We start from the raw sequence: 18124 nt of genomic DNA, 5'->3' as shown, positions 1-18124 counted from the left end.
TAGAAATAGAGTGGATTAAGACTGCACGCCCTCAACTCATCCTCCCCTTAAAGGGGAGGATGAAGGTGGGGCGCAGCCCTGATCGGTTTCCAACGCCAGCTTGCGCTTTTTCAGGGACAGCCACCATGACAACCACCGCAACCGCGACCCGCTCCTTCGTCGATCTGCGCGCCTGGGCGGCGGGCGCGCGCGTTGGAGCAGGGGAGGGCGACACCTTCCTGTCCGCCCGCGCGCTGCTCCCCCAGCCCGAAGGTCCGGTCACGATCGGCCTCATTGCCCTGACGCAGGGCAGCGGCAGGGTCGACGCCATGCCCGCCGATGAATTCATCATCATCGAATCCGGCACGGTGCAGATCGACCAACGCACCTTGAACGAAGGCGACAGCATGGTCCTGTGCGAGGGCGCGACCTTCGGCTGGACCGTGGCGTCGGGCGCGCGCCTGCTGTTCGTGCGCCGCACGGGCGGGTCACTCGCCGATGGCCAGATCGTCCCGATCGACACGCGCGCCCCGCTCGAACCCTCCGGCGCGCCGTTGGCCGAACTGCTGGTCGGGCCGACCCCATCCTGCCGCAACTTCACCGACTATCGCTCGGCTGATGGCGAGTTCGTCTGCGGCACCTGGGATTCCACCCCCTATCATCGTCGCCCGATGACCTACCGCCATTATGAGCTGATGTATCTGCTCGACGGCAGCGTCACCTTCGTCGACGGCGCGGGCGCACAAGGCACGTTCGGCAAGGGCGACATCTTCCTGGTCGAACAGGGCGCATCCTGCAGTTGGGACAGCCAGGTCCACGTCAAGAAAATCTACGCCATCTACCGCCCGGCATAAGACCCGCATATCGCAGCCGATCACAGGCGGCAGGTTCAGGTATGATCATCTACCCTGGGCGGGCTTGCGATTGTCTGCGGGCGTAAACGCAGCGAAGCAATCCAGTGGGGTGCCGAGGAATTGACTCGCTGCGCTCGCAAAGACGAGGCTGATCTTATGCCAGATGCCGCTCGGCCAAGGCGACGTGCAGCCTGATGCCCAGCGCCAGCACATCGTCATTGAAATCATAATGCGGATTGTGCAGCGGCGTGCCGCCATCACCCTTCGCCTGCCCCAGCCAGATATAGGCACCTTGGCACGCCTGCAGCATGAAGGCGAAATCCTCCGACGTGAAGGCGGGATCGGGCGCGATCACGGCATTCCCCACCGTCGCGGCCGCATCCAGCGCTTCCTGCGCCGCTTCCGCATCGTTGATCGTCGCGGGATAATAGCGCTGATAATCGACGGTCGCGGTGACGCCATTGGCGATGCCGATGCCCGCCGCAATCTCGCGGATCGACGCTTCGATCCGGTCCTGCACCGCCGGGTCGAAGGTCCGCACCGTACCGCTGACGCGCACCTCGGCCGGAATCACATTATGCGTATGCCCGCCATGGATCTGCGTGATGGACAACACCGCCGACGCCGTCGCCGCGATCCGGCGCGATATGATGGCGTTCAATTGCTGCACCATCGCGGCCGCCGCCTGGATCGCGTCGGGCGTATCCTGCGGGATGGCGGCATGGCCGCCGCGCCCTTCCAATATGATCTCGAACTTGTCCGCCGCGCCCATGATCGGGCCGGGCCGCGTCGCGATCGTGCCCGCGGGCAGGTCGGGCCAATTGTGCAGGCCGAACACGCGGTCGCATGGGAAGCGCTCGAACAGCCCTTCGTTCACCATCTCGCGCGCGCCGCCCTGTCCCTCTTCGGCGGGTTGGAAGAAGAAGTTGACCGTGCCGTCGAAATGGCGGGTACGGGTCAGATGCTGCGCCGCGCCCAGCAGCATCGCGACATGCCCATCATGGCCGCAGCCGTGGAAGGTGCCGGGCGTCGTGCTGGCATAGGGCAGGTTGGTCTGCTCCTGGATCGGCAGCGCATCCATGTCCGCACGCAATCCGATGCTGCGCCCCGACGTCCCGTTGCGCAACACGCCGACCACGCCGGTCCGGCCAATCCCCTCATGCACCTCCAGCCCCAGCGCGCGCAACTGCTCGGCGATGCAGCCGGCGGTGCGATGTTCGGCAAAGCCAAGCTCAGGATGGGCATGAATATCGCGGCGAAAGGCGATCAACGGTTCGATCAGGTCGGCTATGTCGGTCATGGCAAATATTTAGTCCCTATGTCCCATCCCGTTCCCCGGCGCAGGGCGGGGTCCAGTTCAACCGTCTCATCTGGACCCCGGCCTTCGCCGGGGAACCAACCCAGTCTCAATCCTACCGCTGCTCGCCGAACAGATGCTGGATCGGATAATGATGCTTGATGAAAGGCGATTTGATCACGACGTAGCTGAAATATTTTTCGATGCCATAGTCGCTTTCCAGCATCCCTTCGACGATCGACTGATAATGCGCCACGCCCCGCGTCACGAATTTCAGCAGATAATCATAGCCGCCGCTGACCAAATGACATTCGACGATCTCGTCCAGCTTGCGAATGCGCGTTTCGAACCGCGAAAAGTCTCCCGCACGATGCTCGGTCAGCGTCACTTCGGTAAAGACGGTCAGATATTCGCCCAGCTTGTGCAAATTGATATGCGCGCCATAGCCTGTGATATAGCCCGCTTTCTCCAGCCGCTTGACGCGGGTGAGGCAGGGGCTTGGCGACAGGCCAACCGCATCGGCCAATTCGACATTGGTGATCCGGCCCGACATCTGAAGCTGCGTCAGGATCTTCAGGTCGATCCTGTCCAGTCTGGGTCCGCCCAACATATGCCTTGCTCCCCTATCTTATCCCAGCGCCGCGCGAATATCCGCCTGTTCGAGCAGTCCGTCGAGTGTTTTCCGAATGCGCGCGAATATCTCGTCCATCTCCGCGTCCGACGCACACAATGCCGGGGCCAGACCGATGATATTATCGGCAAAAGCGCGGAAGATGACGCCATTGGCATAGCCATCGGCAAAGAGGCGATCGGCGACCTTAAGCGACGGGTCGAGGCGCGCTTTTGTGCCCTTGTTCGCCACCAGTTCGATCGCACCCAGCAATCCACGCCCGCGCGTGTCGCCGACCAGCGGATGATCGGCCAGTCCCGCCAGCCCCGCGTCGAAGCGCGCCGCCACCTTCTGCCCGTTCGCCAAAATGCCGCCCTCGGTATAAAGGCGCAGCACTTCCAGGCCCACCGCCGCGCTGACCGGATGACCCGAATAGGTCGCGCCATGGCCGATCACGACATCGGCAGCCGCGCCATCGGCAATGCCCTGATAAATGGTGTCAGACATCAGCACCGCACCCATCGGCACATAGCCAGCGGTCAGCCCCTTGGCGACGGTCATCAGGTCGGGCGTGACGCCTTCGGCTTCGCAGGCGAACATCGGCCCGGTCCGGCCAAAGGCGGTGATGACCTCATCGGCTACCAGCAAGATGTCCAGTTCGTCGCACGCCTGCCGCATGGCTTTGAGCCAGCCGACCGGTGGCACGATGACGCCGCCCGACCCCTGGATCGGTTCGCAGAAGAAGGCGGCGACATTATCTGCACCCAGTTCTGCAACCTTGTCCTTCAACTGCTGCACCGACCGCGCGATGATCGCTGCGTCATCGCCTTCCAGATCGCTGCGATAGGGGTAGGGCGACGCGATATGATGCTGCCAGCGCAGCGGCAGGTCGAACCCGCGATGAAAATTGGCCAGCGCCGTCAGCCCCGCGCCGGTGGTGCTGGAACCATGATAGCCGCGCTCCAGCGCGATGCACTGTTTCTTGGTCGGCTTGCCGATCGCATTATAATAATGGGTGATATAGCGGATCGCGCTATCCACCGCGTCCGACCCACCCAGCGTGAAATAGACATGGTCAAGGCCTTCGGGCGACAGATCGACCAGCCGCTGCGCCAGTCTCACCGCGGGTTCGCTGCCGAAATGGAAATAGCCCGTGGCATAGGGCAGGCGACGCATCTGTTCGGCCGCCACCTCGGCGATGCTGTCCTGGCCATAGCCAACATTGACGCACCACAGCCCGGCAAAGGCATCGAGCAATTCCTTGCCGTCCATGTCGGTCAGCCACATCCCCTTGCCGCTTTGCAGCAGCGTCGCGCCGCGCGCTTCATGGCCCCGGAAAGAGGTGACGGGATGGATCAGGTGATCGCGGTCGATGTCCAGCAGGGATCGGTTGGATTGGTGCATCGTCGGTTTGCTCGCCATGGATGGTTATGGCCCCAGCCTATCGTCCCGCCGCGGGGGCAAAGCCCGATATGGTGCCAATGGCGACCATCGCCGCCCTTAATCATCAACCACCGCAGCATATTATGCCGCTGTCCTACAGGCGGCCCGCCATGCTATGATAGGTCGGTTTTAGAACCGGGGTCGATGACGAAAGAAACCGACCCCGGATGCTGCCCGCTCCTGATCCTCCCCTGTAAGGGGAGGGGGACCGGCGAAGCCGGTGGAGGGGTGTCGCCCTATCGAGAGGGTAACACCCCTCCGTCAGGGCTACGCCCTGCCACCTCCCCTATCAGGGGAGGATTTTGCAAAGACGTAGTCGCCTTTCCGATAGGATCAGGTGCGCGTAACAAAATGCCGCAATTTGCGGGAAATATGCGAAGTTAAGCCGTCTCCGTCATCACGCCAGCGCGTCAGCAATCGCCTTGCCGCACTGCTCGGTGCTCGCCGTGCCTTTCAGATCGCCGGTACGCAGGCCCGGTTCCGCCAGCACGGTTTCGACCGCGCGCATGATCGCGGCTGCGGCGTCCACCTCGCCCAGATGCTCCAGCATCATCGCCGCCGACCAGATTTGCCCGACCGGGTTGGCGATGCCCTTCCCGGCGATGTCCGGCGCGGAGCCATGCACCGGCTCGAACAGCGACGGATGCGTGCCATCCGGGTTGATATTGCCCGACGGCGCGACGCCGATCGTGCCGGTGCAGGCCGGGCCAAGGTCCGACAATATATCGCCGAACAGGTTGGACGCGACCACGACATCGAACCGATCCGGGTTCAGCACGAATTGCGCGGTCAAAATGTCGATATGATATTTGTCGTGGGTGACGGTCGGATAGTTTTTGGCCATCTCCTCCACCCGCTCGTCCCACCAGGGCATGGTGATCGCGATGCCGTTGGATTTGGTGGCGGAGGTCACATGCTTGCGGTCGCGCGTCGCGGCGAGATCGAACGCATAGCGCAGCACCCGGTCAGTGCCATGGCGCGTCATCACCGTTTCCTGGATCACGATCTCGCGATCGGTGCCGGGGAACATCTTGCCGCCGACCGAACTATATTCGCCCTCGGTATTTTCGCGCACGACCCAGAAATCGATATCGCCCGGCTCGCGCCCAACAAGCGGGCAGGGGACGCCCGGCATCAACCGCACCGGGCGCAGATTGACATATTGGTCATATTCACGCCGGAACTGGAGCAGCGATCCCCAGAGCGAGACATGGTCCGGCACCGTATCGGGCCAGCCAACCGCGCCGAAGAAAATCGCATCGGGCTTGCCGATCCGCTCTTTCCAGTCGTCCGGCATCATCTGGCCATGTTTGGCATAATAGTCGCAACAGGCGAAATCCTGCCACGTCTGCGCGATCGAAAAGCCATACAGGGTCGCCGCCCGCTCCAGCACGCGAATGCCCTCCGGCATCACTTCCTTGCCGATGCCGTCGCCGGGAATGACGGAGATGGAATAGGTGCGATTGTTCGCCATAAAAACTCCCGTTCGGGCTGAGCCTGTCGAAGCCCTGTTCTGTCTTGAAGTGAAGTGCGGCCCTTCGACAGGCTCAGGGCGAACGGAACTTCGGGTGTGGTTACAGTTTCAACCCGGCAATATGAAACGCCTTGGTCTCCAGATATTCCTCGATCCCCAAACGCCCGCCTTCGCGGCCCAGGCCCGACATCTTGACCCCGCCAAAGGGCGCGACCTCCATCGCGATCGCTCCGCTGTTCAGCGCGACCATCCCCGCCTCCAGTCGCTCGGCCACGCGAAAGGCGCGGTGCAGATTTTCGGTGTAGAAATAGCTCGCCAGACCATAGCTGGTGGCATTGGCCAATTCGATACCTTCCTCTTCATGGGTGAAGCGGAACAAGGGCGCGACCGGGCCGAATGTCTCTTCCTCCGCCAGCCGCATATTCCGCGTCGCGCCGGTCAGCACCACCGGGCGGGCAAAACGCTCACCCGTCGCGCCTTCGGGCGCTTGCGCGAACAAGATCGCGCCATGCGCCAGCGCATCCTCGACATGCGCCTTCACCTTGTCGGCGGCGGCGGCATTGATCAACGGCCCGATCGTGCTGCCCGGCTGGTCACCCGGCGCGACGGTGAGCGCGGACACTGCCTTGGCCAGCTTCTCGGCAAACTGGTTATAGACGCTGTCCTGCACCAATATCCGGTTGGCACAGACGCAGGTCTGCCCGGCATTGCGGAACTTGCTGACCATCGTGCTGGCGACGGCCAGGTCGATGTCGGCATCGTCGAACACGATCAGCGGCGCATTGCCGCCCAGCTCGAAACTCACCCGCTTGATCGTATCGGCACATTGCCGCATCAGCAGCGCGCCGACGCGGGTCGATCCGGTAAAGGACAATTTGCGCACCACGGGACTAGCGGTCAGCGTCCCGCCGATCGCCGTCGGCATGCCGGTAACGATGTTGAACACCCCCGCCGGAAAGCCGGCTTGCTCCGCCAGCTTCGCCATGGCCAGCGCGCTATAGGGGGTTAGCTCCGATGGCTTCACCACCACCGGGCACCCCGCCGCCAGCGCAGGCGCGCATTTGCGGGTGATCATCGCGGACGGGAAATTCCACGGCGTGATCGCCGCCGAAACGCCGACCGGTTCCTTCATCACCAATATGCGGCGATTGGCTTCGGGCGCAGGGATCATACCGCCTTCGACCCGGCGCGCTTCCTCCGCAAACCATTTGATGAAGCTCGCCGCATAGCGAATTTCGCCTTCGGCTTCCGCCACCGGCTTGCCCTGTTCGGCAGTCATGATCCGGCCGAGATCGGCGACATTCTCCAGCACCAGCGCATGCCAGCGTTCCAGCATGGCGGCGCGATCGCCCGCCGTCCGCGCCTTCCACGCCGGGAAAGCCGCTTCCGCCGCGTCGATAGCCGCCTGCGTATCGGCCTCGCCGCAATCGGGCACCGTGCCAATGATCGCGCCGGTCGCGGGATTGTCGACTGGCACCGTTGCGCCGGAGGCCGCACCGACCCATGCGCCGCCAATATAGGCGCGTTCGACGAAAAGAGCGGGGTTGTTGAGCGAGAGGGTCATCCGAGCGCCTGTGTCGTGAGGGAAAAGACTTGAACGGCGGGGTCCGTCTGCGGCAACGGCCCGCGCACCATGCGCATGACCCGGCCGACGCAGGGCAGGCCCAACTCGTCCAGCCAGCCGCCCAGCCCGCTTTCTTCCGGTATATCGAGCCGACAGAAAGTGCCGCTGTTCGACCCCAGCCAGTGTGAGATCAGCGCCTTTGCCCCGCCGACATCGGGCGCAACGGTCGGTCCCACCACATAGCCGCGCCCGAACCGGCGAAACAGCGCAAAGCCGACCGGCTCGTTGCTGCGCGTCAGCACCACGCCCTGCGCGCCCGGCACCAATGCGTCGAGCAGCGCGTCCCGGTTCATGCCCGTGGCCCGGCGCGCAAGGTCGTGCAGCGACGGCATATCCTTCGCGCCCAACGGCCGCACCCGCTCATCGGGGATCAGTTCGGCCACCGGGGCAAAGGCGGACCCTTGATGCTGGAACACCGGCCCGATCGGTTCGAACCCCAGCTTGCGATACAGCGGCGCGCCTTCGTCGGTGGCGTTCAGCAATATGGTGCGGTCGCCCAGATCAGCCATCACCGCTTCCATCAGGCGGCGGCCCAGCCCCATGCCCTGCGCGGCGGGCGAGACGATCACCATGCCCAGCGTCGCCGCATCCAGGCCATAGAGCCACGCCATGGCCGTGCCGATGACTTCGCCGTCGCGCTCCGCAACATAGCCGAGGCCAAGGCTCAGCAGCATCTCCCAATCCTCGATCCGGTGCGGCCATTTCTGCTCGCTGGACAAGGCATGGCCAGCGGCCAGATCATCCACGGTCATGCGCCGCAGGTCCACCATCGCCTCTATGCCCGTCGCCATGCGTCTTGCTCCATTGGCGGGAAAGGGTCGCCCGCCTGTTCTGGTCGGAATCGTCGGATTCCCATTGTCGGGGCGACCATAAATGCCGCGTTCAAGCATTGGCTGCTGCCTTCGCCCCGATTTTGGAAGATTATCGCGCAGATTTTCCTGCGCAACTGCAACACATGCCGCGCACGATCCATATTCTGTCCGCCAGCCCGCCAACAGGAAATCTGCGCCATGGACATTTTCAACCCTGATCTCATCGCCTTGCCGCAGGGAAGCAATTTCATCGGCGGGCGACGTGTCATCGGGCGCGGTCCGGCAATTCCCGTGCGGCGCCCATCCGACGCGCGGGTCTATGCTGATCTCGACAGCGTGGACGAGGCGCAACTGGGCGAGGCGGTCGAGGATGCCCAGCGCGCCTATAAGAACAGCGGTTGGGCACAGACCGACCCGCGCGGGCGGATGCGCGTGCTGCGCCGCTGGGCCGACCTGATCGAGGCGGACATGGAGACGCTCGCTCCGCTCGAAGCGCTCGGCTCCACCCGGATGATCCACGAAATCCGCGCCTGGGACGTGACCTATACCGCTGAAACCGTACGCTTCTTCGCCGAATGGGCGGACAAGGTCGGCGGCGAGGTGGCGGCGACCACGCCCGACAAGCTTGGCCTCACCATCTACGAACCCTATGGCGTCGTCGCGGCAATCGCGCCGTGGAATCTGCCGCTGGTCATGGCCGCCTGGAAGATCGCGCCGGCCATCGCGGCGGGCAACAGCATCGTCCTCAAGCCGTCGGAAATGACGCCGTTCAGCATCGTGCGCCTCGCCGAACTGGCGATCGAAGCGGGCCTTCCCGCTGGCATCTTCAACATCGTGCAGGGCGACGGCCGCTCGGTCGGCGATCCGCTGGTGCGCCGCCCCGAAGTGGCGAAGGTCACCTTCACCGGATCGACAGCGACCGGCGCGGCGATCATGACCGCCTGCGCCCAGACCGGGCCGAAGCCGGTGACGCTCGAACTGGGCGGCAAAAGTCCGCAGATCATCTTCGCCGACGCCGCGCTCGACAAGGCGGCGGCGATCGTCGCGCGGGCGATCACGCTCAACGCCGGCCAGGTCTGTGTCGCAGGCTCCCGCCTGCTGGTGCAGGAGAGTGTCGCCGACCAGGTGATCGATCGCATCGTCACGGCTTTTGCTGCGCACAAAATGGGCCCGACCTGGGCCAGCGACAGCACGCTTGGCCCCATCATTTCGGAAGGCCAGATCGACCGGATCGACGGCATCGTCCAGCGCGCCGTGGCCGCTGGCGCACACGTCCTGACCGGCGGCAGTCGCGCGGCAGCGCCACAGGATGGCAGCTATTTCATGCCCACTTTGCTGCAAAATGCTGCGCAGCAAAGTGAGGTGGTGCAGGGTGAGATTTTCGGCCCGGTGCTGACCGTCCAGACCTTTGCCGACGATGCGGAGGCCTATGCCCTGGCCAATGACAGCGCCTATGGTCTGGCGGCAGGCGTGCATACGACCGACGTCGCCCGCGCCCTGCGCGCTACCCGTGCGCTCGAAGCCGGAACCATCTGGGTCAACCGCTATGGCCGCAGCAACGATTTCATCCTGCCGACCGGCGGCTACAAGCAATCGGGCATCGGCAAGGATCTGGGGCGGGAGGCCTATCTCGCCAATCTCAAGACCAAGGTCGCGCTGATCGAGTTCTGACGCGGAGACCGCTTTGCCCGAAAGACCATGTCGCGCCAACGGCATGGGCATGGGAAGCGCGACATATGAACACAGCCCTCCCCCACGGCGATCGCGCTGCTGCTGGTGACGCTCGCGTGACGGTGTGGTATGATGGCGCATGTCCCTTATGCCGCCGCGAAATTGACCTGATGCGCCGATTGGACCGGCGCGGCCGGTTGCATTTCATTGATGTGGCCCGTCCCGACGCGACTTGCCCGATCGACCGTTCCGCCCTACTGGCGCGCTTCCACGCCTGCGAAAATGGCCAGATGCTGGAGGGCGCTGCCGCCTTCGCCGCCATGTGGCGCGCCATTCCGCTGCTTCGCCCCTTGGGCCTCCTCGCGCGCTATCGCCCCGTTCTGGCGCTGCTCGACCGGCTTTACACCTATTTCCTGCGCTGGCGACCGGCGCTGCAAAGGCGGCAACGATGAGTGATCGCTATCGCAAGGTGCCCTCGGCCCGGCTGTCGCGCTTTGCCGCTTTCGGCCAGATGGCGGGCGGCGTCGCATCGGGCATGGTGGCGGAAGGCGCACGGCGGCTGGCGCGCGGGGAACGGCCGCAGATGCGCGACCTGTTGCTGACGCCCGGCAATGCGCAGCGCGTGACCGAACAATTGTCGCGGCTGCGTGGGGCAGCGATGAAGCTGGGGCAGATGATCTCGCTCGACGCGGGCGACATGCTGCCGCCCGAACTGACGGCCATCCTCGCCAAGTTGCGCGACAACGCCCACCACATGCCGCCTGCCCAGTTGCAAAAGGTGCTGGCCACGCAATGGGGGCAGGACTGGCGGCGGCGCTTTGCCCATTTCGAAGCCAGCCCGATCGCCGCCGCCTCGATCGGCCAGGTCCATCGCGCCCGCCTGCCCGATGGCCGTGTGGTCGCGGTCAAGGTGCAATATCCCGGCGTCGCCGACAGTATCGACGCCGATGTCGACAATGTCGCGACCCTGCTGCGCATTTCCGGCCTGCTGCCTCAGGCGCTCGACATCGCGCCGCTGCTGGGCGAGGCGAAGGTCCAGTTGCATGAAGAGGCTGACTATCGGCGCGAAGCGCGGCAGATGCAGCTCTATGCCGATCGGCTGGCCGACGATCCGCGCTTTCTGGTGCCCCGTCCGCTGGACGATTGGACCACGGACCAGGTGCTGGTGATGGACTATATCGCAGCGGATTCGATCGACACGCTCGCCGACGCATCGCAGCCGGTGCGTGACCAGTCAATGGCGGCGCTGCTTGATCTGGTGCTGCACGAACTCTTCGTGTTCGGCCATATGCAGACCGACCCCAATTTCGCCAATTATCGCTGGCGGCCCGAAAGCGGGGAAATCGTGTTGCTGGACTTCGGGGCCGCGCGCCCGGTGCCGCCCGAAACGAGCAACGCCTATCGCACGCTGTTGCGGGCTGGCCTGACGGGCGACAGGGATGGCCTTCGCGCGGCGCTCATCGCCGTGGGCTTCGTGTCGCGCGCCCTTGTCATGCGGCATGGCGCGGCGCTTGATGCCATGATCGACACCATCATCGCCCATGTGCTGCGCCCCGGCCTGTTCGATTTCGCCGATCGCAGCTTTGTCGCGCGCCTGCGCGAGCAGGCGACGCCCGTCGTGGCGGATACGGCCAGCTGGCACCTGCCGCCGGTCGAAACCATGTTCGTCCAGCGCAAGGTCAGCGGCACCGCGCTGCTCGCCGTCCGCATGCAGGCGCGCCTGCCGCTGGTCGATATGGTCGCTGGCATGGTGGCGAAGGACTAGCGGCCGATTTTGGGACATGGCGGCCCACGGTTCGGCGCAAATTCCGTGACATGAGTTGACACATTCCCACCATCGCGGCAGCGCCAGATGATGACCATCCGCCAGACTCGCAGCATCGCCCTGACGTCCGAATGGGACGGCTTCATCGCGCAGCAGATCGACAAGGGCGTTTATACCGATGCCGACGCCGTGTTGCGGGCCGGGTTGCAGGCGCTGCGCGATGGCGCACAGGCCGCCCATCCGGTGTTGCCGGGCTGGCCCTTCGGCGGCGGCGAATGCGGTGACATCGTTCGCGGCTTTGATTGGGCCGCCACCAGCTTGGGGCCGATTGCCGGTTGGTCGGTCGAATTGCGCGCGACGGTCGCCAATGTCGTCAATTCGCCGGTGGCCAAGGTGCTGATGTGGGGCGATGACCATGTCATGCTCTATAATGACGCCTATGCGCGGATTGCCGGAGCAAAGCATCCCGCCGCACTGGGCGGGACGGTAGCGGGCATCTGGCCGGAAATATGGGATTTCAACCAAAGCGTTTTGGCGGCGGGCATGGCGGGGGAGCGCCGTTCCTATCTCGAACAACCGCTGGTCCTCAACCGCGGCGGCGTGTCGCAAACCGTCATTTTCGACCTGTTCTACACGCCTGTCTTCAACGGCAACGGCACGGTCGGCGGGGTGATGTGTACCTGCGTCGACAATAGCGCCCGCGCCAAGTTCGAAGCCGACCTGTCGCTCAGCAACAGCCGCTTCCGGATGGCGATGGAGGCGGTGCATGGCGTGTTGTGGAGCAACAGCGCCGACGGGCGGATGGTCGGCGAACAACCCGGCTGGGCCGCACTGACTGGCCAGTCCTATGACGAATATCAGGATTTCGGCTGGGCCAACGCCGTGCATCCCGACGATCAGGCCGATAGCGTCCGCAGCTGGAACGAAGCGGTCGCGGCCAAGCGCATGTATGTCCATGAACATCGGCTGCGCCGCCATGACGGCATGTGGCGCGTCTGCGCCATCCGCGCCCTGCCGATCCTGAACGAAACCGGCGAGATTGTCGAATGGGTGGGTGTGCATACCGACATCACCCACCAACGCGCAGCCGAAGCGGCTTTGCGCGAACAGGCCGAAACCCTCGCGCGGCAGGTACGCCATCGCGAACGCGCCGAAGACCAGTTGCGCCAGCTCAACGAAACGCTCGAAGCGCGCGTGATAGCGGAAATCGATGAGCGCCGCCGGGCCGAGGCCAAGCTCGCTCAGGCGCAGAAGATGGAGACGATCGGCAAGCTGACCGGCGGGGTCGCTCATGACTTCAACAATCTGCTGCAAATCATCTCCGGCAATCTGCAATTGCTGGCCAAGGATGTCGCGGACAATCCGCGCGTCGAAAAGCGGGTCAACAATGCGATGGCGGGCGTTTCGCGCGGCGCGAAACTGGCCAGCCAGTTGCTCGCCTTCGGGCGGCGGCAGGCGCTCGAACCGCGCGTCGTCAATGCGACCCGCTTTGTGCGCGGGATGGACGACATGCTGCGCCGCGCGATCGGCGAGGGGGTGGAGATCGAGACCGTCGTGGGCGGCGGCCTGTGGAACACCTTTATAGATCCGGCCCAGTTCGAAAATGCCCTGTTGAACCTCGCCATCAACGCGCGCGATGCGATGGACGGGCAGGGTCGCCTGACCATCGAACTCGGCAATGCCCATCTCGACGCCGACTATGCCCGCGCGCATGATGAAGTGACGCCCGGCCAATATGTCATGCTGGCGGTGTCGGACACCGGGGCGGGCATGGACCCCGACATTCTGGACAAGGTTTTCGAACCCTTTTTCTCCACCAAGGGCGAAGGCAAGGGATCGGGGCTTGGCCTGTCGATGGTCTATGGTTTCGTCAAACAGTCCGGCGGCCATGTGAAAATCTATTCCGAAGTGGGCGAAGGCACGACCGTCCGCCTCTATCTGCCCCGCTCGATCGAAAGCGAAGATGCCGAGGTCCAGATGGACAGCGGCCCGATCAGCGGCGGTACCGAAACCGTGCTGGTGGTCGAGGATGATGAGGAGGTCCGCGCGACCGTGGTCGAGGTGCTGACCGACCTTGGCTATAATGTCCTCAAGGCGCCCGACGCGGCGGCCGGCCTCATCGTCATCGAAAGCGGCATGCCGATCGACATATTGTTCACTGACGTCGTGATGCCCGGCCCACTCAAAAGCCCGGAACTCGCGCGCAAGGCACGCGAACGGCTGCCTAATCTCGCCGTCCTCTTCACCTCGGGCTATACCGAAAATTCCATCGTCCATGGCGGCAAGCTGGACGCCGGGGTCGAGCTTCTTTCCAAGCCCTATACACGCGAAGCGCTGGCGCGGCGTTTGCGGCATGTCCTCGATAATCAGCGGCAACGCAACGCCATCGCGCAGCAGCCCGCTGACACCCCCGCGGCCCGGATCGGCGCGACGGTGCTACTGGTCGATGACGACGCTTTGATCCGGCAACATGCCGCCGAAATCCTGCAAAACGCCGGATGCCTGGTGATCGAGGCAGGCAGCACCGAAGACGCGATGATGGCGTTGCAGGCAGCGCCGGTGGACGTGCTGGTGACCGACCTGCATCTGCCCGGCGCGTCCGGCGTGGCGCTCGCCGAAGCGGCTCGTGGACAACGCGGCACCATCGCCATTCTCTTCGCCACCGGCGACGGGCAACTCGCCGCGCGCGACGCCCTGCCCGGCGACATGGTGCTGAACAAACCCTATGACGCCGCTCAACTCATCGAGTCAGTCCAGGCCGCCATGCGCGCGCATGACGTGCGTCCCGATCCCGAAGCGCTGATCCCGCGTGCGCCCCAACACATGCGGGAGGTGGAGAAGGACTGATCGCTCAGTAGCCGGCTTCCACCGCCAGGCGGATGGCGTCGGCGCTGGTCGTTACGCCCAGCGCCTTGAGCAGCGCGGCCTTGTGCATCTTGACCGTCCGTTCCGACAGGGTGAGCGCATAGGCGATCTGCTTGTTGAGCTTGCCCGTCGCCATCAGCATCAGCACTTCGCGCTGCCGCACGGAAAGACGCGAAATCTGCGCATGGGCCTGGGCGCGGCGGGCGACGATGCCGATCTGTGGGTCCATCACCTCGACCTGCGACCCCAGAAAATATTCCAGCACGCCTTCCTCGTCGAAGATTGGCGCGACCAGCACGGCATTGCGGAACGGCGTGCCGTTCTTCTTGTAATTCAATATTTCCACCAACGCGGGCCGTTGCTGGCGGATCGCCGTGCGCAATGTCTCGGTCAGCCAGGGTTCCGTGTCCGCGCCTGACAGAAAGCGGCAATTATGACCGACTATTTCATCGCGGCTGAAACCTGTAAGTTCCATAAACGCCGCATTGCATTCGATGATGGGATTGTCGGGCAGGCGCGGATTGCTGATGACTGTCGCGACCGGACTGTTGGCGATCATTTCTACTAAGGACATGCGTAATCTTAATCCCGTAAATGGCTGATGCACCATGCCCGGTTGGACATGTTGTGGCACCCCCCCCTTAGCGGCATTGTTGACCTGACGCAGCGGCACGAAGGTCGTGGCAATGACGGATCGAGGGGTGCCCGATGAACTTCATGTTGCATGATCATGACACGTTTGACGAGTCCGACACGCAAATCATCCCCGATACGGTGCTGGAAGCGGTCCGCATCCTGCTGCGCTGGTCGGGTGATGACCCGGACCGCGAAGGCCTGGTCGATACCCCCAAGCGGGTCGCCCGCGCCTGGCAGGAATATTGCAGCGGCTATCAGGAAAATCCCGCCCTCCACCTCGACCGGACATTCGAGGATGTCGGCGGCTATGACGAAATCGTGCTGCTGAAGGACATTCCCTTCCATTCGCACTGCGAACATCACCTCGCCCCCATCACCGGCAAGGCGTCGATCGCCTATCTGCCGCGCAACCGGGTCGTGGGCATATCGAAACTCGCCCGCGTTCTGCACGGCTATGCCCGCCGCCTGCAGGTGCAGGAGCGGCTGACCGCCGATGTCGCCCAGTGCATCTGGGATCATCTGCAACCCCATGGCGTCGCGGTGGTGATAGAGGCCCAGCATGGCTGCATGACCGGGCGTGGCGTGCGGACGCCGGGCGTCTCCATGGTAACGAGCCGCCTGCTCGGCTGCTTCCTGACCGATGCCGGCAGCCGCAAGGAATTGCTGGCGCTGATGGGATATTGAACCGATGCGGGTCGCGGTTATCGGAGCCGGCATGGCGGGGCTGTCCTGCGCCGATGCCTTGCGGGAAGAAGGCCATGAACCCGCCCTGTTCGACAAGGCGCGCGGGCCGGGCGGGCGTATGTCCACCCGCCGCTGCGAAAGCCCGCTCGGCACCATCGCCTTCGATCATGGCGCTTCGCACTTCACTGCGCGCGGCGCGGCGTTCCGCCAACTGGTGGGTGAATGGCAGGCGCAGGGCGTCGTCGCGCCCTGGCCCGTCGCCGGGCGCGATGCCTGGGTCGGAACGCCGGGCATGAATGCGCCGATCAAGGCCATGGCCGAACGGCATCCCGTTACCTGGAATTGCCCGATTGCGGGCGTCACCCATGATGGCCGCCATTGGTGGTGCCGGGGTCAGGACAGAAGCTTTGGCCCGTTCGACGCCGTCGTCATCGCCGTGCCAGTCGAACAGGCATTGCCGCTCATATCGCTCCATGATTTTCAGATGGCCCGGCTCGCCATGACGGTCGGCTCGCAACCCTGCTGGGCGGGCATGTTCGCCTTTGCCGAACCGCTCGACATCGGCCCCGACATGATCCGCCATATCGGGCCGATCGGCTGGGCCGTCCGCAACAGCGCAAAGCCGGGCCGGACCGGGCCGGAGGCCTGGGTGGTGCAGGGGTCGGCGGACTGGTCAGCGACACATCTGGAGGAAGATGCCGAGCGGATCGCGACCCTGCTGCTTGACGGCCTGGCCCATGCCACGGGCCTCACCCTGCCGACGCCGGTGGTCCGCATGGCGCATCGCTGGCGCTATGCGACGCCTTCGGGCTGCTTCGCCAACGCGCTATGGAACCCTGCGCTGCAAATCGGCATGTGCGGCGACTGGCTGGCGCATGGCTTTGTCGAGCAGGCCTGGCAGTCGGGCAGGGCGCTGGCCGGGCAAATGCTGGGCCTGGCGCAGGATGAGGGCGCAATGGGCGTCGCCCGGCGCGGCTAAAGCAGCCCCGCCAACAGCGTCAGCCCGCCCAGTCCCAGTGACAGATGCCAGCGCAGTTGCAGCCAGCCGCCAAAGCCTTCCCGCCCGCGCACGATCAGGCGATCGACCAGCGGCGAGGCGATCAGCGCCACCGCCAGGATCATCAACGACGGTCGCGGCCAGTCCCACCCCAGCACCCAGGGCAGATAGGTGGCCAGCGCAATCAGGCTGGGCATCACCGCTGCAACGAATATCCAGCGCGGCGGCTGTGCGATCGACAGGCCCAGCCCCCACCACACACCGCCCAGAAAGGAAAAGATGAAGGCCGCATAGCCATAGGCCACCGCCATCGCTGTCCAGTATAGCTCCGGCCCGCCTGTCAGCATGGTGCCGATGGCGGCCATCTGCGGCAACAGCCCGCTATAACCGAGCAGCCGGGCGGACCCATTCACTATGTCCTTTGCCTCACGCATCCACCGTCTTCCTCTCGATCCGTCAGAATGGAATGACCGCGCCATCCCAGCCATAGCATTGGCCCGACGCCTCCGGCCCCAGCCCGTCGATCACGGACAGCAAGTGCCTGGCCGATAGCTCCGGCGGAAACAGCTTCTCCGGCGCGACATTGCGCTGAAAAGGTTGCGACAATCCGCTATCCACCGTGCCGGGATGCAGCGTGACGGCAATGGCCTCCGGGTTGATCCGCGCCAATTCGATCGCGATGTTGCGGACGATCATGTTGAGCGCGGCCTTCGACGCGCGATAGGCGTGCCATCCGCCCAGCCGATTGTCGCTGATCGACCCGACCCGCGCTGACAATGCGGCAAAGACCAGCCGGCCCTGACGCGGCGCCCGCATCAACATATGTTTGGCGATCAGCGCCGGGCCAGTCGCATTGACCGCAAACAACCGCGCATAGGCGTCGCCGCTCTGGTCGCGCAGCGATTTTTCGGGCCGCAGATCGTCCCCGTGCAACAGGCCGGTCGCGACGATGATGATCCGGGGCGGGGCATCGTCCATCGCCCGCGCTGCCGACGCGATCGAGGCTTCATCCTCCAGATCGAACGTAAAGGGCCGTATCTTTGCGCCCTGCGCCACCGGGCCGCGCCCACCCGCATACACCAGCGAAATCGCGTCGCTCGCCGCGAGCTGCGCCGCCAACGCTGCGCCGATACCGCCGCTCGCGCCGAATATGCAGGCGGCAACCGGGGGAGGGGAGGTATTCATCATACTAATGGCCTTGCGAGACGCAGAGCGCACACGCCATATGACCGATCGGGCATCATCGGCTCTTGCGCCTTAAGTCGCCCTTGCACCGCTCCGAACAGGTCTTCACCTCGTCCCAATCGCGCGCCCATTTCTTGCGCCAGGCAAAGGGCCGCCCGCACGCCGCGCAGATTTTCTCCGGCAGCGTCGATTTGGTATAGCGCTTGTCCGTCATCAGCAGACGATAGC

At 64.4% G+C, this 18124-nt stretch carries 17 protein-coding genes; 7 read left to right on the top strand and 10 right to left on the bottom strand.

The annotated features are described in order from the left end of the window. Nucleotides 1–125: 125 nt before the first annotated feature. Entirely contained in the window at nucleotides 126–833 is a 708-nt protein-coding gene (locus J2W40_RS15235) for a cupin domain-containing protein (RefSeq protein WP_310226307.1), read from the top strand. A gap of 154 nt (nucleotides 834–987) precedes the next feature. Here J2W40_RS15235 and J2W40_RS15230 read toward each other — a convergent pair whose 3' ends face one another. The 6 genes from J2W40_RS15230 to J2W40_RS15205 form a co-directional block, all read right to left on the bottom strand. Next, the gene (locus J2W40_RS15230; RefSeq protein WP_310226305.1) at nucleotides 988–2133 is read right to left on the bottom strand and encodes a M20 aminoacylase family protein; all 1146 of its coding nucleotides are present in this window, start codon (nucleotides 2131–2133) and stop codon (nucleotides 988–990) included. 112 nt (nucleotides 2134–2245) lie between these two features. Then, entirely contained in the window at nucleotides 2246–2740 is a 495-nt protein-coding gene (locus J2W40_RS15225) for an Lrp/AsnC family transcriptional regulator (protein WP_043149307.1), read from the bottom strand. A gap of 18 nt (nucleotides 2741–2758) precedes the next feature. Continuing rightward, nucleotides 2759–4162: an aspartate aminotransferase family protein gene (locus J2W40_RS15220; RefSeq protein WP_310226303.1), complete on the bottom strand. Its 1404-nt coding sequence runs from the start codon at nucleotides 4160–4162 to the stop codon at nucleotides 2759–2761. Nucleotides 4163–4580: 418 nt separating this feature from the next. Next, entirely contained in the window at nucleotides 4581–5657 is a 1077-nt protein-coding gene (locus tag J2W40_RS15215; RefSeq protein ID WP_310226301.1) for a tartrate dehydrogenase, read from the bottom strand. A 100-nt stretch (nucleotides 5658–5757) separates the two neighbouring features. Beyond that, nucleotides 5758–7221 (bottom strand): NAD-dependent succinate-semialdehyde dehydrogenase, encoded by a 1464-nt coding sequence (locus J2W40_RS15210; RefSeq protein WP_310226299.1) that lies wholly within the window; start codon nucleotides 7219–7221, stop codon nucleotides 5758–5760. Next, a complete protein-coding gene (locus tag J2W40_RS15205; protein WP_310226297.1) occupies nucleotides 7218–8072 on the bottom strand; it encodes a GNAT family N-acetyltransferase in 855 nt (284 codons plus the stop codon). Before J2W40_RS15205 ends, J2W40_RS15210 begins: the two co-directional genes overlap by 4 nt. A 219-nt stretch (nucleotides 8073–8291) precedes the next feature. Here J2W40_RS15205 and J2W40_RS15200 point away from each other — a divergent pair, with 219 nt between their 5' ends. The 4 genes from J2W40_RS15200 to J2W40_RS15185 all read left to right on the top strand — a co-directional run bounded on the left by J2W40_RS15200 (nucleotide 8292) and on the right by J2W40_RS15185 (nucleotide 14376). Beyond that, complete coding sequence (locus tag J2W40_RS15200) at nucleotides 8292–9764, top strand: aldehyde dehydrogenase family protein (RefSeq protein WP_310226295.1); 1473 nt, start codon at nucleotides 8292–8294, stop codon at nucleotides 9762–9764. A gap of 65 nt (nucleotides 9765–9829) precedes the next feature. Continuing rightward, the gene (locus tag J2W40_RS15195; RefSeq protein ID WP_310226293.1) at nucleotides 9830–10216 is read left to right on the top strand and encodes a thiol-disulfide oxidoreductase DCC family protein; all 387 of its coding nucleotides are present in this window, start codon (nucleotides 9830–9832) and stop codon (nucleotides 10214–10216) included. Continuing rightward, on the top strand, nucleotides 10213–11529 hold the full coding sequence (locus J2W40_RS15190; protein WP_310226291.1) for an ABC1 kinase family protein: 1317 nt from the start codon (nucleotides 10213–10215) through the stop codon (nucleotides 11527–11529). The genes J2W40_RS15195 and J2W40_RS15190 overlap by 4 nt, the downstream gene beginning before the upstream one ends. 90 nt (nucleotides 11530–11619) lie before the next feature. Further along, a complete protein-coding gene (locus tag J2W40_RS15185) occupies nucleotides 11620–14376 on the top strand; it encodes a hybrid sensor histidine kinase/response regulator (RefSeq protein ID WP_310226412.1) in 2757 nt (918 codons plus the stop codon). 4 nt (nucleotides 14377–14380) lie between these two features. Here the strand turns inward: J2W40_RS15185 and J2W40_RS15180 are convergent, their stop codons facing one another. Beyond that, entirely contained in the window at nucleotides 14381–14968 is a 588-nt protein-coding gene (locus tag J2W40_RS15180) for a PAS domain-containing protein (RefSeq protein ID WP_310226289.1), read from the bottom strand. 134 nt (nucleotides 14969–15102) lie between these two features. Here J2W40_RS15180 and folE point away from each other — a divergent pair, with 134 nt between their 5' ends. Further along, a complete protein-coding gene (gene folE, locus J2W40_RS15175) occupies nucleotides 15103–15714 on the top strand; it encodes a GTP cyclohydrolase I FolE (protein WP_310226287.1) in 612 nt (203 codons plus the stop codon). A gap of 4 nt (nucleotides 15715–15718) precedes the next feature. After that, entirely contained in the window at nucleotides 15719–16693 is a 975-nt protein-coding gene (locus J2W40_RS15170) for an NAD(P)/FAD-dependent oxidoreductase (protein WP_310226285.1), read from the top strand. Here the strand turns inward: J2W40_RS15170 and J2W40_RS15165 are convergent. The 3 genes from J2W40_RS15165 to J2W40_RS15155 are packed head-to-tail and all read right to left on the bottom strand — an operon-like array spanning nucleotide 16690 to nucleotide 18110. Continuing rightward, nucleotides 16690–17145, bottom strand: a complete 456-nt coding sequence (locus J2W40_RS15165; RefSeq protein ID WP_310226283.1) for a DUF3429 domain-containing protein — start codon at nucleotides 17143–17145, stop codon at nucleotides 16690–16692. The two genes, J2W40_RS15170 and J2W40_RS15165, sit on opposite strands and share 4 nt — an antisense overlap. Nucleotides 17146–17167: 22 nt before the next feature. Beyond that, nucleotides 17168–17899 (bottom strand): SDR family NAD(P)-dependent oxidoreductase, encoded by a 732-nt coding sequence (locus J2W40_RS15160; RefSeq protein ID WP_310226280.1) that lies wholly within the window; start codon nucleotides 17897–17899, stop codon nucleotides 17168–17170. A 52-nt stretch (nucleotides 17900–17951) separates the two neighbouring features. Continuing rightward, nucleotides 17952–18110 carry a DUF2256 domain-containing protein gene (locus tag J2W40_RS15155; RefSeq protein WP_037476832.1) on the bottom strand — a complete coding sequence of 53 codons (159 nt, stop codon included), beginning with the start codon at nucleotides 18108–18110 and terminating at the stop codon, nucleotides 17952–17954. Nucleotides 18111–18124 lie beyond the last annotated feature (14 nt).

The organism is Sphingobium xenophagum, from assembly GCF_031457465.1.
Lineage (GTDB): Bacteria > Pseudomonadota > Alphaproteobacteria > Sphingomonadales > Sphingomonadaceae > Sphingobium > Sphingobium xenophagum_A.
Note: the sequence above shows the minus strand (reverse complement) of the source record. Positions and strands in the feature narration are given on the sequence as shown.

Excerpts from the sequence above, each read along its gene's own strand:
- J2W40_RS15215 (WP_310226301.1), bottom strand. The coding sequence starts at position 5,657 with ATGGCGAACAATCGCACCTATTCCATCTCCGTCATTCCCGGCGACGGC.
- J2W40_RS15165 (WP_310226283.1), bottom strand. The coding sequence starts at position 17,145 with ATGCGTGAGGCAAAGGACATAGTGAATGGGTCCGCCCGGCTGCTCGGT.
- J2W40_RS15225 (WP_043149307.1), bottom strand. The coding sequence starts at position 2,740 with ATGTTGGGCGGACCCAGACTGGACAGGATCGACCTGAAGATCCTGACG.
- J2W40_RS15210 (WP_310226299.1), bottom strand. The coding sequence starts at position 7,221 with ATGACCCTCTCGCTCAACAACCCCGCTCTTTTCGTCGAACGCGCCTAT.
- J2W40_RS15205 (WP_310226297.1), bottom strand. The coding sequence starts at position 8,072 with ATGGCGACGGGCATAGAGGCGATGGTGGACCTGCGGCGCATGACCGTG.
- J2W40_RS15180 (WP_310226289.1), bottom strand. The coding sequence starts at position 14,968 with ATGTCCTTAGTAGAAATGATCGCCAACAGTCCGGTCGCGACAGTCATC.
- J2W40_RS15230 (WP_310226305.1), bottom strand. The coding sequence starts at position 2,133 with ATGACCGACATAGCCGACCTGATCGAACCGTTGATCGCCTTTCGCCGC.
- folE (WP_310226287.1), top strand. The coding sequence starts at position 15,103 with ATGAACTTCATGTTGCATGATCATGACACGTTTGACGAGTCCGACACG.
- J2W40_RS15235 (WP_310226307.1), top strand. The coding sequence starts at position 126 with ATGACAACCACCGCAACCGCGACCCGCTCCTTCGTCGATCTGCGCGCC.
- J2W40_RS15170 (WP_310226285.1), top strand. The coding sequence starts at position 15,719 with ATGCGGGTCGCGGTTATCGGAGCCGGCATGGCGGGGCTGTCCTGCGCC.
- J2W40_RS15200 (WP_310226295.1), top strand. The coding sequence starts at position 8,292 with ATGGACATTTTCAACCCTGATCTCATCGCCTTGCCGCAGGGAAGCAAT.
- J2W40_RS15185 (WP_310226412.1), top strand. The coding sequence starts at position 11,620 with ATGACCATCCGCCAGACTCGCAGCATCGCCCTGACGTCCGAATGGGAC.
- J2W40_RS15195 (WP_310226293.1), top strand. The coding sequence starts at position 9,830 with ATGAACACAGCCCTCCCCCACGGCGATCGCGCTGCTGCTGGTGACGCT.
- J2W40_RS15155 (WP_037476832.1), bottom strand. The coding sequence starts at position 18,110 with ATGACGGACAAGCGCTATACCAAATCGACGCTGCCGGAGAAAATCTGC.
- J2W40_RS15220 (WP_310226303.1), bottom strand. The coding sequence starts at position 4,162 with ATGGCGAGCAAACCGACGATGCACCAATCCAACCGATCCCTGCTGGAC.
- J2W40_RS15160 (WP_310226280.1), bottom strand. The coding sequence starts at position 17,899 with ATGATGAATACCTCCCCTCCCCCGGTTGCCGCCTGCATATTCGGCGCG.
- J2W40_RS15190 (WP_310226291.1), top strand. The coding sequence starts at position 10,213 with ATGAGTGATCGCTATCGCAAGGTGCCCTCGGCCCGGCTGTCGCGCTTT.